At 64.6% G+C, this 11,704-nt stretch carries 13 protein-coding genes and 1 tRNA gene; 5 read left to right on the forward strand and 9 right to left on the reverse strand.

The genetic code is table 11. The features are described from left to right. The first annotated feature begins 72 nt into the window (after positions 1-72). Both M1247_RS30145 and M1247_RS30150 read left to right on the forward strand, forming a co-directional pair. Positions 73-888, forward strand: a complete 816-nt coding sequence (locus M1247_RS30145) for a DoxX family membrane protein (protein WP_317160089.1) — start codon at positions 73-75, stop codon at positions 886-888. 10 nt (positions 889-898) lie between these two features. Beyond that, entirely contained in the window at positions 899-1,396 is a 498-nt protein-coding gene (locus tag M1247_RS30150; RefSeq protein ID WP_317160090.1) for an RDD family protein, read from the forward strand. A 69-nt stretch (positions 1,397-1,465) separates the two neighbouring features. On the opposite strand, the gene M1247_RS30155 is transcribed toward M1247_RS30150, so the two are convergent. Together M1247_RS30155 and M1247_RS30160 are read right to left on the reverse strand one after the other, a co-directional pair. After that, positions 1,466-2,917, reverse strand: coding sequence for a GntP family permease (locus M1247_RS30155; RefSeq protein WP_317160091.1), 1,452 nt, complete (start codon positions 2,915-2,917; stop codon positions 1,466-1,468). After that, complete coding sequence (locus tag M1247_RS30160) at positions 2,917-3,429, reverse strand: gluconokinase (protein ID WP_317160092.1); 513 nt, start codon at positions 3,427-3,429, stop codon at positions 2,917-2,919. The genes M1247_RS30155 and M1247_RS30160 overlap by 1 nt, the downstream gene beginning before the upstream one ends. A 123-nt stretch (positions 3,430-3,552) precedes the next feature. On the opposite strand from M1247_RS30160, the gene M1247_RS30165 reads away from it, so the two are divergent. Continuing rightward, complete coding sequence (locus tag M1247_RS30165) at positions 3,553-4,269, forward strand: FadR/GntR family transcriptional regulator (protein WP_317160093.1); 717 nt, start codon at positions 3,553-3,555, stop codon at positions 4,267-4,269. 66 nt (positions 4,270-4,335) lie between these two features. Here the strand turns inward: M1247_RS30165 and M1247_RS30170 are convergent, their stop codons facing one another. From M1247_RS30170 to M1247_RS30200, 7 genes are all read right to left on the reverse strand, one after another. After that, positions 4,336-4,665 (reverse strand): YnfA family protein, encoded by a 330-nt coding sequence (locus M1247_RS30170; protein WP_317160094.1) that lies wholly within the window; start codon positions 4,663-4,665, stop codon positions 4,336-4,338. Between the two features lie 21 nt (positions 4,666-4,686). Further along, entirely contained in the window at positions 4,687-5,433 is a 747-nt protein-coding gene (locus M1247_RS30175; RefSeq protein WP_317160095.1) for an ABC transporter ATP-binding protein, read from the reverse strand. Further along, the gene (locus tag M1247_RS30180; protein ID WP_317160096.1) at positions 5,417-6,259 is read right to left on the reverse strand and encodes an ABC transporter ATP-binding protein; all 843 of its coding nucleotides are present in this window, start codon (positions 6,257-6,259) and stop codon (positions 5,417-5,419) included. Before M1247_RS30180 ends, M1247_RS30175 begins: the two co-directional genes overlap by 17 nt. Beyond that, positions 6,256-7,458 carry a branched-chain amino acid ABC transporter permease gene (locus M1247_RS30185; RefSeq protein ID WP_317160097.1) on the reverse strand — a complete coding sequence of 401 codons (1,203 nt, stop codon included), beginning with the start codon at positions 7,456-7,458 and terminating at the stop codon, positions 6,256-6,258. Before M1247_RS30185 ends, M1247_RS30180 begins: the two co-directional genes overlap by 4 nt. Next, positions 7,455-8,492 carry a branched-chain amino acid ABC transporter permease gene (locus tag M1247_RS30190; protein WP_317160098.1) on the reverse strand — a complete coding sequence of 346 codons (1,038 nt, stop codon included), beginning with the start codon at positions 8,490-8,492 and terminating at the stop codon, positions 7,455-7,457. Before M1247_RS30190 ends, M1247_RS30185 begins: the two co-directional genes overlap by 4 nt. An 84-nt stretch (positions 8,493-8,576) precedes the next feature. Next, positions 8,577-9,788 (reverse strand): branched-chain amino acid ABC transporter substrate-binding protein, encoded by a 1,212-nt coding sequence (locus M1247_RS30195; RefSeq protein WP_317160099.1) that lies wholly within the window; start codon positions 9,786-9,788, stop codon positions 8,577-8,579. 195 nt (positions 9,789-9,983) lie between these two features. After that, a complete protein-coding gene (locus M1247_RS30200; RefSeq protein ID WP_317160100.1) occupies positions 9,984-10,622 on the reverse strand; it encodes a two-component system response regulator PdtaR in 639 nt (212 codons plus the stop codon). A gap of 87 nt (positions 10,623-10,709) precedes the next feature. On the opposite strand from M1247_RS30200, the gene M1247_RS30205 reads away from it, so the two are divergent. Beyond that, a tRNA-Leu gene (locus M1247_RS30205) sits at positions 10,710-10,786 on the forward strand. A gap of 233 nt (positions 10,787-11,019) precedes the next feature. Next, positions 11,020-11,694: a methyltransferase family protein gene (locus tag M1247_RS30210; RefSeq protein WP_317160101.1), complete on the forward strand. Its 675-nt coding sequence runs from the start codon at positions 11,020-11,022 to the stop codon at positions 11,692-11,694. The last annotated feature ends 10 nt before the right edge of the window (positions 11,695-11,704 follow it).

Below are 11,704 nucleotides of genomic sequence, written 5' to 3' on the forward strand. Positions count from 1 at the left end.
CGCGCTGCCACCGACGGAGCTGCAGTGAAACGTGGTGGTTTGCCGTACCTCTGTTTGGGAACACTTAGAGGCATGTTGATCAGACGAATCGCCCGGCCCATGTTGTCTGCGACGTTCATCGCGCGCGGTGTCGATGCCCTGCGCAGCCCGAAACCCGCAGCCGACGCGGCCCGGCCCACGCTCGCGATGTTGAGCAAGCTGCCCCCGCCCGTCGCACCCAGCGCCCCGCCGAGTGCCGAAACAGTCGCCCGTATCACTGCAGCCGTCCAGGTCGGCGGCGGATTGCTGCTGGCCACCGGCAGACTCCCCCGGCTGACCTCTGCGGCGCTGGCACTGAGCGTTCTTCCTGGGAGCCTTGGTGCGCATAAGTTTTGGGAGGAGGCCGACCCGCAGCGTCAAGCCGACGAACGCCGCGCGTTCCTCACCGATGTCAGCCTGATCGGCGGGTTGATAATCGCCGCCGTCGACACCGAGGGCAAGCCGTCGCTGGGCTGGCGCGGCCGGCGCGCCGCCCGCAGAGTGTCGGACACCGTCTCCGCGGCGCTGCCCGTGGGCGGCAGCACCGGCGGATCGCTCGCAGACAGTGAGGTGGCCGAGAAGATCGGGCACGGCCTGCAGGCCGGTTCGGAGCGCGGGGTAGAACTGGCCCACGTCGCCCGGGAGCGCGGCGGTGAGCTTGCCGAGGTGGCGCGCGAACGCGCGACCGAACTGGCCGAGGTCGCCCGGGCGCGCACGCCCGAACTCGCCGAGGCGGCGCGGGAACGCGCGACCGAACTGGCCCACGTCGCCCGCGAACGGGCCCCCGAAATGACCGAAACCGCACGCGAACGCGGAACGGAACTGGCCGACGTCGCACGGACCCGCGTCGGGAGGCTCCGCAAACGGTAACTTTGACGGTATGACAACGGGCGACTTCCAACCGCAACCGGGACAGTACGGACAACCTGGCGGATACCCACCGCCGCCTTACGGTGCCCAGCCGCCGGGTGGGTTGGCACGGCGGTTTTTCGCCCGCGTCATCGACGGCATCATCGTGGGCATCGTCTCGTTCTTTCTGTCCCTCTTCACCGACTCGCTTTCCAGCATCTGGGTGACCGGCTTGTTCACGGGCCTGCTGATGTTCGTCTACTACGTGGGATTCGAGACCACGCAGGGGTGGACGCCGGGCAAGAAGATGCTCGGCCTGTCGGTGCGCGGGCCGGGTGGCGCGTCCAAGCCCACCGCAGCTCAGTCCGCGATCCGCAATGCCTTCACACTCCTGCCGATCATCCCGCTGGTCGGTGGGTTCCTCGGGGTCGTGGCGATGATCGTGATCGCGGTGACCATCAGCGGCAGCCCGACCAAGCAGGGCAAGCACGACGAGTTCGCGGGCGGCACGCAGGTCGTCAAGAGCTGAGCCCACCCGGCGAGCAGACACTAAAGCCCCCGAAACGGCCACGTTTCGGGGGCTTTAGTGTCTGCTCGGCTAGATGAAGATGCTTAGCAGGAGTACGAAGATCAGACCGGCGACGGACAGTACGGTCTCCATGATCGACCAGGACTTGATGGTCTGGCCGACGGACATCCCGAAATACTCCTTGACGAGCCAGAACCCGGCGTCGTTGACGTGGGAGAAGAACAGCGAGCCTGCGCCGACCGCAAGCACGACCAGCGAGACCTCGCCGGTGCTCATCCCCTCGACCAGGCCCAGCATCAACGATGACGCCGTGATCGTGGCGACCGTGGCCGAGCCGGTGGCCAGGCGAATCAGCACGGCCAGAACCCACGCCAGCACGACGACCGGAATGGCTGCACCCTTGGCCCATTCGGCCAGCAGGGTGCCGATGCCCGTGTCGACCAGCACCTGCTTGAACCCGCCGCCAGCCGCGACGATCAGGATGATGCCCGCCACCGGCGGCAGCGAACTTTCGATGCACTTGACGAGCTGATTCCGCGTCATCGCGGCGCCGCGTCCCAGCGTGAACATGCCGACGATGACTGCGATCAGCAGAGCCATCAGCGGGCGGCCCAGGATGTCGAAGATCTGGCGCAACAGATTGTTCTCGTCGTCGATGAAGATGTCGGCCAAGGCCTTGCCCATCATCAACGCAACAGGCAGCAGCACGCTGAACATCGTGATGCCGAAGCTGGGACGCACTTTGGTCTCGGTAGCGGTCAGGGTGCCGCCTCCGTTGCCGCCTCCGTTGCCGCCTCCGTTGCCCGCTCCGGACAGGTCATCGGCATCGAAGCGGTCGGGTACCTCGAGCACGACCCAGCGACCGGCCAGCTTGCCGAACAGCGGACCGGCCAGTATCAGCGTCGGGATGGCGACGGCAACGCCCAGGGCCAGCGTGACACCGAGATCGGCGTGCAGCAGATCGATGGCGGTCAGCGGGCCGGGGTGGGGCGGCACCAAGCCGTGCATCACTGAAAGGCCTGCCAATGCCGGGATTCCGACGGTGATCAGCGACAACTGCGAGCGTCGGGCGACCAGGTAGATCACCGGCATCAGCAGCACCAGGCCGATCTCGAAGAACATCGGCAGACCAATGATGGCGCCCACCAACGCCATCGCCCACGGCAGCGCCCTCGGGGATGCGTGTCCGACGATGGTGTCCACTATCTCGTCGGCACCACCGGAATCGGCAAGCAGTTTCGCGAACATCGCACCGAGCGCGATCAAGATACCGACACCGGCCGCGGTGGAACCGAAGCCGTCGCCGAACGAGTCGAGGACCGACCCGACGTTCACCCCAGCGGCCACGCCGACCGTGAGCGCACCGAAGATCAACCCGAGGAACGGATGCAGCTTCGCGACAGTGATCAGCACGACGATCAACGCGATGCCGGCCAGCGCGGCCAGCACCAACTGCCATCCGGCGGCGACAGGCTCGGCCAGCTCGGTGCCGGCCGCAAGATAGGTGAGCTCAGAGGTCATCAACGGTCCTGTTCTGTTGTGGGGTTGGCGGCTCGGGCCATGTAGGTCTCGATGATCGAATCGATACTCTGATCGACGTCGATGACGATGCCGGCCTCATCGGAGTCCAGCGGTTCGAGCGTCTCGAACTGAGAGGCCAGTAATGCTGCCGGCATGAAGTGCCCGGGGCGACTGGCTTGTCGCCGACCGATGACCTCGAGCGATCCGGTGAGATGCAGGAAGCTGACGTTCGGGTTGTGCCGGCGCAGCTGATCGCGATATTTGCGCTTGAGCGCCGAACAGCTCATGACGCCGCCGGCGTCGTGTTCGGCGAGCCAGTCCCCCAGCGCTTCCAGCCAGGGATGGCGGTCCTCATCGTTGAGGGGGTGCCCTGCGGTCATCTTGGCGATGTTGGCCTGCGGGTGGAAGTCGTCGGCATCTGCGAACGGCACACGCAGTCGCTGAGCCAGTGCGGCGCCGACAGTCGATTTGCCCGAGCCGGAAACGCCCATGACGACGATCGGTGAACCCATACATTCCGCCTCACGATTGTGGTTGCCGTCACATAGCATCGCTCAAAGATCAGATCTTTGCAAGAAAAATCTCCTTTAATGTGTTTTTAATCGAGCCCGACACCGGTATGACACGATGTATGGGTGTCCCAGCCATCCCATGTCGGCGCGCTGCACGGCAGCCTCCTGACCGCGCTCGGCGCCGGGATCGTCTCGGGCGAACTGGCCTGCGGGCAGGTACTCACGCTGGAGGGGGTGAGCGCGCATCACGGGGTGTCGCGCAGCGTGGCCCGCGAGGCGATCCGGGTACTGGAGTCGATGGGCATGATCGAATCGCGCCGTCGGGTCGGGATCACCATTCAGCCGTCGACCAAATGGAACATGTTCGACCCCAGGCTGATTCGTTGGCGCCTGGAATCCGGCGACCGGGCCGCCCAGCTGGTGTCGCTCTCCGAACTGAGGCGGGGCTTCGAACCGGTCGCAGCCGCACTCGCTGCCCGTCGGGCGAACCTGGACCAGTGCCGCATCATGGCAGCCGCCGTGTCGGACATGGTGATACACGGACGGTCCGGCGATCTGGAATCATATCTGCAGGCAGACAAGGTCTTTCACCAGACTCTGCTGGAAGCCAGCGGTAACGAGATGTTCCGCGCCCTCAATGATGTGGTGGCCGAGGTCCTGGCGGGCCGCACGCACCACGGCATGATGCCTGCCATCCCCAATCCGGAGGCTATCGAGTTGCACGATCAAGTCGCCCGCGCCGTCCGGTTGGGTGACGAACAGCGTGCCGAACAGGCGATGCGGGCCATCATCGACGAAGCGGTGAGCGCAGTCTGTGGCGATCACACGGCCGGCGGTTAACTGACCCGATGGGTCTGAGCCGCGACGACCTCCAAAAGACGATCGCGCTCGCCTGATCTCAGTTCCTCAACGCGGTGCGTACATGATCAGCCCGACCCCGACCAGACATATCAACGCCCCGGTGACGTCCCAGCGGTCGGGCCGGAATCCGTCGGCGATCATTCCCCACAACAGTGATCCGGCGATGAACACCCCGCCGTACGCGGCGAGCACCCGGCCGAAATGGGCGTCGGGTTGAAATGCCGCCACGAAGCCGTACGCGCCGAGGGCAAGCATGCCCGCCCCGGCCCACAGCCAGCCGCGATGTTCCCGCACCCCCTGCCATACCAGCCAGGCGCCGCCGATCTCCAACACGGCCGCCAGCACGAACAGAATGATCGACTTGAGTGCGGTCACTCCCTCAGCCTAGAGACCTCCTCAGGCCACACCGAGGTAGGCGGCGCGAATACTGTCATCGGCCAACAGCTCCCGGGCCACTCCGGACCGCGTGACATCGCCGGTCTCCAGAATGTACGCCCGGTCTGACCGGCTCAGCGCCTGCTGCGCATTCTGTTCCACGAGCAGCACCGTGGTGCCCTGGGCGTTGATATCGGAGATGATGCTGAAGATCTGCGTTATCACCATGGGGGCCAGCCCCATCGATGGCTCGTCGAGCAGCAGCACCCTCGGCCTCGCCATCAGCGCCCGGCCGATCGCCAGCATCTGTTGCTCCCCACCGGACAGGGTGCCCCCGACCTGGCTGCGCCGCTCGGCCAACCTGGGGAACGTCTCGAGGACCCAGTCCAATCGCTCGCGGTGCTCGTGTTTGGATTCGAACTTACGCCCGTAACAACCCATTTCAAGATTGTCGAGTACGCTCATGCCCGGGAACACGCCGCGGCCCTCCGGTGCCTGAATGAGTCCGTCGACGACCCGTCGGTGCGCCTTGACCCGCGAGATGTCGCGTCCTTCGAACCACACCGAGCCTGACGTCAACGGACGCAACCCGGAGATGGCCCGCATCATCGTGGTCTTGCCTGCGCCGTTGGAACCCAACAGTGTCACCAGCTCGCCTTCGTGCACCACGAGCGAAACTCCGTGCAACGCCTCGATTCTCCCGTAGTGCACGACCGCGTCGCGCACTTCGAGCAACACCGGCCGCGCCGGTTCAGGCGATTGTGTCATCGGGCACCCCCAGGTAGGCGGCGATGACCTTCGGATCCTCGCGAATCTCCGCGGGCAGGCCATCGGCGATCTTGCGGCCGAATTCCAACACCACGATCCGGTCGGTCACACCCATCACCAGCCGCATGTCATGTTCGATCAACAGCACGGTGTAGCCGTCGTCGCGGATCTTGCGGATCAACTCGATCAGTGCGGCCTTCTCGCTGGGATTGAACCCGGCGGCGGGCTCGTCCAGGCACAGCAGTTTGGGTTCGGTGGCCAGGGCGCGGGCGATCTCGAGCCGACGCTGATCCCCGTAGGGAAGGTTCTTGGCCTTCTCCTCACCTCGGTGCGCAATTCCCACGAAATGCAGAAGCGCAGCGGAGCGTTCGACGGCGGAACGCTCCTCGCGGCGGTGTCGAGGGGTACGCACCAACGCGCCAGGCACCGAGGTCTTGTGCCGCGCGTCGGTGCCGACCATGACGTTCTCCAGCGCGGTCATCTCGCCGAACAACCGGATGTTCTGGAACGTTCGGGCGATGCCCCGCCTGGTGATCTGATGGCGTTTGATCCTGCCCAACGGCGCACCGTCGAACAGGACCGAGCCCGACGTGGGCCGGTACACCCCGGTGATGGCGTTGAAGCAGGTGGTCTTGCCCGCACCGTTGGGCCCGATCAAACCGAGAATCTCACCGCGGCGGATATTGAAGGTCACCGAGTCCAGAGCCACCAGACCGCCGAACTTGACGGTCAGCTCCTGTGTCTGGAGCAAGGTCTCGCCCTCGGCGGCGTTGATCTCGCGGTGCACCCCCGCCAGTTCTTCGACGGATTCCGGAAGCTCCGTCATCGTGTCGACTCCTCCGCCGGCGATCCACGCAACAGCTGGCGGGCCGACTTTCCGTAGGTCAGTAGTTGCTGGCGCGCCGGGAACAGCCCCTGCGGCCGGAAGATCATCAGCACCACCAGCGCCAACCCGAAGAACAGATACTTCAAATCTCCCATGTTGATGCCGAGGAACTCCACCCCCAGCAGCCGGTTGGGCAGATAGACGATGATGAATGCCCCGAAAATGACGCCGAGTTTGTTGCCCTGGCCGCCGAGAACCACGGCGCACAGGAACAGCATCGAGTTGATGATGTTGAACGTGGGCGGCGCGACGTACTGCACCTGGCCGGCGTAGAGCGCACCGGAGAGCCCGCCGATGGCGGCACCGATCACGAACGCCCACAACTTGAACCGGAAGGCGTTGACACCCATCACCTCCGCGGCGTCCTCGTCCTCACGCACCGCGATCCAGGCGCGACCCACCCGGCTGCGCTCCAGGTTGCCGACAAGCAGCAGGATGGCCACGATCAGGATCAGTCCGAGCCAGAACCACCAGGTGCCGTAGTTGGCGTCACCACTTGAGTTGCCGTGCGAGAACACACCGCTGGGCTGCTCGTCGGAGACCCCGAACCGCGGGTACGCAACCTCGTTCAGGCCACGCGCGCCGTTGGTGACATCGGACAGGTTGTCGGCCAGCAGGCGGATGATCTCGCCGAATCCGAGCGTCACGATCGCCAGGTAGTCACCGCGCAATCGAAGTGTCGGTATCCCGAGGATCAGCCCGGCCAGTGCGGTGAACGCCATGGCGAGCGGCACGCACGCCAACCAGGCCCAGTCACTGTGCAGGAACCCGTCCACGCCGATCTGGTTCCAGGGGCTGGACGGGCTGGTCAGCAGCGCGACGGTGTAGGCGCCGACGGCGTAGAAGCCGACGTAACCGAGGTCGAGCAGGCCTGCCTGGCCAACCACCACATTGAGACCGATCGCGATGACCGCGACCATCGCGAACTGCGCCATGGTGCCACCGAAGCTGATGCCGGGGGTGTCCAGGAAGCTGGGCGTGAACAGTGGCAGTGCACCCAGCAAGGTGAACCCCACCAGGCCGACAACCCATTTCATGGTCCGGGGCAGACTTGACCACCACTCGCGGATGACATCGCCGGGCGCCAGGAACGCCGCGGCCGCCGAGCGGCCCGATCGGGTCTCGTGCTCGTTGCTCATACCCGTGCCTTCCCCAGGCTCTCTCCGAGTATGCCGGTCGGGCGGAACAACAGGATCAGGACCAGTAGGACGAACGCCACGACGTCGCGCCACTGCGTGCCGAACACCGCCTGGCCGTAGTTCTCCATGATGCCCAGCAGTAACCCGCCCAGCAGGGCACCGCGAAGGTTTCCGATGCCGCCCAGCACCGCCGCCGCGAAGGCCTTGATGCCCAGCAGGAAGCCGCCCGAATAGATGATGCCCTGCGGCACCTTCAGCGTGTAGAGCAGTGCCGCCGCCCCCGCCAGCAGCCCGCCGATCAGGAAGGTCGTCATGATGATCCGTTCCCGCGACACCCCCATCAGGGTCGCGGTGGTCGAATCCTGTGCCACCGCACGGATGCCACGTCCGAACTTGGTGCGGTTGATGGCGATGTCGGTGAGCAGTGCGAACACCAACGCTGAGCCGATGATCACCAGCGTCACGTTCGACACCGTGGCGCCGAAAACCGTGAACTGGGTCTTCGGTTGAACCAGGGTGATCGGCTGCTGTGCGTTGCTGCCACCGTAACCCTTGAGCAACTTGGGCAGCACGAAGTGCACGAATTCCTGCAGCACAAACGACATTCCGATGGCAGTGATGAGGAATGTCAACGACCGGGCATTGCGTTTTCGTAGCGGGCGGTAGGCGATGAACTCCAGACCGATGGCCGCCGTTCCGGAGACCAGCATCGCGAACAGCATGGCAACGGCCAGGTACAGCACGGTGAGCGCGACACCCTTGCTGTACGCGTTCCCGCTGGGGGTGAATCCGAGCAGCACGTCAAGGCAGAAATACGCGCCGAACATGCCGAGCATGAAGATCTCGGAGTGGGCGAAGTTGATCAGCCGCAGCACGCCGAACACCAGCGTGTAGCCCACCGCCACCAGCGCATAGATGGCGCCCCAGGACAGCCCGTCGATCGTCAACTGCCAGAAGCCGTGTCGCAGACCTTCCAGGTTGAAGCTGATGTTGGCAGCCAGGCAGGCGTATTGATCGACGCACTGATGGATCATCCGGTGGCGGCTCCCTGATAAGTGGATGGGAACGAAACGCGTCCGAGTCCTTCGTGCGGCCTCGGACGCGTTTCGTTCAGTGCACTACTGGACTTCGTACATCCAGATGAGCGTGGTGGTCAGCTCGCCCTTGTCGGTCCACTGATACTTGCGGGCGATGCCCTGACCGTCGTACTTGCGCACGTAATCCAGTAGCGCCTCCCGTGTGATGGCACCGGAGTCGATGCCCTTCAGCAGGATCGTGCCGAGGTCGTATCCCTCAGTGCTGTAGGTACCCGGTGCCTGGCCGAACTTCTGCGTGTACTCATCGGCGAAGGCACCGGTCGCGGGGCCACACGGGCAGGACAGCAGTGCGCCCTTGGACGACTCACCGGCCTGGTTGACAAACTGGGGGTCCTTCGTGCCGTCGGCGCTGACGAACGTCGCCGTCACACCGCCGTCTTTCAGCTGCTGGACAAACGGTGCGGCCTCCGAGTAGTACCCGCTGTAGAAAACCGAGTCAGGAGCCGCGCCCTTGATCTGGGTGACCGCGGCAGAGAAGTCCTTGTCACCCTTCTTCACCGAGATATTGCACGCCGAATCTGCCACTGGCTCAAGAGTTTCACGCACTGCCTCGGCAAGCCCGAGCCCGTAGTCGGTGCTGTCGTCGACCACGCACACCTTCTTGTGGCTGAGGGTGTTCTTCAGGTAGTTGGCGACCGAAGGGCCTTGCACGCCGTCATTGGCCAGGCCGCGGAAGAACGTCCGCCACCCGTTGTCGCTGAGGGAGACGTTGGTGGCCGACGCGGTGGTGGCCACCAGACCGGCCTGGTTGAACACGTCGCCGGTGGCTTTGGTTTCACCGGAGAACGCCGGGCCGACCAGACCGATGATGAACGGCTCGTCGACGATCTGCGGGGCCACACCCGTGGCCTTCTGCGGATCACCTTCGGTGTCAAAGGCCTTCAGCTGCACCTGGCAGCCAGGGTTGGCCGCGTTGTGTTTGTCGATCGCCAACTGGACGCCGTTTTTGATGTTGATGCCCAGTGCCGAGTCGGGACCGTTGAGTGCGCCCATCATGCCGATCATCACGGGCGGGCAGGTGGCCTTTCCGTCTCCGGCGGGATCGGCCGGTGCGACGCCTTCTGCGGCCTTGACCTCCGCCCCGTTCTCGTCGATCTGCACCTTTTCGACGATCTTCAGATTGGATTGCGAAGCGTCCTCTTCGGGCGAGGACTGATTGCAGCCGGCAATGCTGAGCGCAATCAGGCCCGCACTACCGAGAGCAAATGCTTTGCGTGCCACGCGACCGCGCACGTTTCACCTCCGGGTCAGAGTTATCGGCGGCTCCGACAACCATGCCCACCCCGGGCCGGCGCCGATGCTTCGGGTAGAAACATAACCAACGTGTGGCTGCGGTGCGGGATGTTGAGCGATGCTCATCACAGGCGGGTCGCCTGAGCGCGAGATATCGCGCCGTCAGAAACCGACAATTAACACTGGCGCCGGTCGCTACTGATCCGGTGCGGGCGTGCCCTCGGGCTCATCGAGGGATTCCAACACCACCTCGGCGACGTGTTTCATCGTGGTGCGGCGGTCCATCGCGGCCCGCTGAATCCACTTGAACGCCTCGGGTTCGGTCATCTGATGCTTGCTCTGCAGCAAACCCTTGGCCCGCTCGACCAGTTTGCGCGTCTCCAACCGATCCGACAGCGTCGCGACTTCGGTTTCCAACGCGGTGATCTCACTGAACCGGCTGACCGCGACTTCGATGGCCGGAATCAGATCGGTGATGCTGAACGGTTTCACCAGGTACGCCATGGCTCCGGCGTCACGCGCGCGCTCGACCAGGTCGCGCTGGCTGAACGCGGTGAGCATCACGATCGGCGCGATGCGCTTGCCTGCGATCTCGGAGGCCGCGTCGATGCCGTCCCGGCGGGGCATCTTGACGTCCATGATCACCAGGTCGGGCCGCAGGCTCTCGGCCAACTCGACCGCCTCCTGCCCGTCCCCGGCCTCGCCGACCACTTCGTAACCCTCTTCGCGCAGCATCTCGGCCAGATCGAGCCGGATGAGCGCTTCGTCCTCGGCGACGACTACGCGCCGCGGCCTGTCAGCGTCAGTCGGTGACCCGGTCGTGGAAGACGTCATGACCCATATTGTGTCGTGGCGACCGCCGATCAGCGCGCGCGGGGCCATCCTCTATGGTGGTAGGCCGCAGCATCCAACGATGCGCACGCCCTCGTATCCCAACTGGCAGAGGAAACGGATTCAAAACCCGTACAGTGTGAGTTCGAATCTCACCGAGGGCACCAGACCACTGGAAAAGCACTGCGATCACCTTTGCTGATGTGGTCCCGCGATAGCCCGAAAGGCAATGGCCGGCACGCTTTTGACCGTGCCGACGCCGGACGCGCGGTTCGCGAAAACCTGGGGCCAATCGCCCACATCATCTGGGTGACCAACGGTAGTTTTAGCCGTGCGCCGCGGTAGTGACTGCCGGTCATCGATGCTGCGCGGGGACCCGGACAGAAGGTGAGAAGTATCCGTGAAAGCCACTGCGAAGGTGCTGGCATTCGGTCTTGTCGAACTCGCCGTATTCGGATTGGTGCTGTTCCTGCTCGCCGGGACATTCGACTACTGGCAGGCGTGGGTTTTTCTGGCGGTATTCGCCCTGTCGACCTGGATCCCGACCATCTATCTCCAGCAGGCAAACCCCGACGCGCATCGTCGGCGCAAACACGCGGGCCCGGTGGCAGAGACCCGGGCGGTGCAGAAGCTTCTCATCGCCTGCTGGTACTCGTCGCTGGCGGCGATGCTCCTGGTCAGCGCCCTCGACCACCGATTCGGCTGGTCGTCGGTACCCGCGGTCGTCTGTCTGGTGGGTGATGTGCTGGTCATCGTCGGGCTCGGGGTGACCAGTCTGGTGGTGATTCAGAACAGCTTCGCGGCGTCCACTGTCCGGGTGGAGACAGGCCAGGAGCTGGTCTCGACCGGTCTGTACGGGCTGGTGCGCCACCCGATGTACACGGGCAACGTCGTCACGATCGTCGGGTTTCCTCTAGCGCTCGGCTCCTATTGGGGCCTGGTCCCGGTGATACCCGGACTCATCGTGCTCATCGTGCGTATCCGCGACGAAGAGAAGTTGCTGGTCGAAGAATTGGACGGGTACCGCGAGTACGCCCAGAAAGCGCGCTTTCGTCTGGTTCCGCATATGTGGTGACCGCGCCGGC

The sequence above is a fragment of the Mycobacterium appelbergii genome, from assembly GCF_032883035.1.
Lineage (GTDB): Bacteria > Actinomycetota > Actinomycetes > Mycobacteriales > Mycobacteriaceae > Mycobacterium > Mycobacterium appelbergii.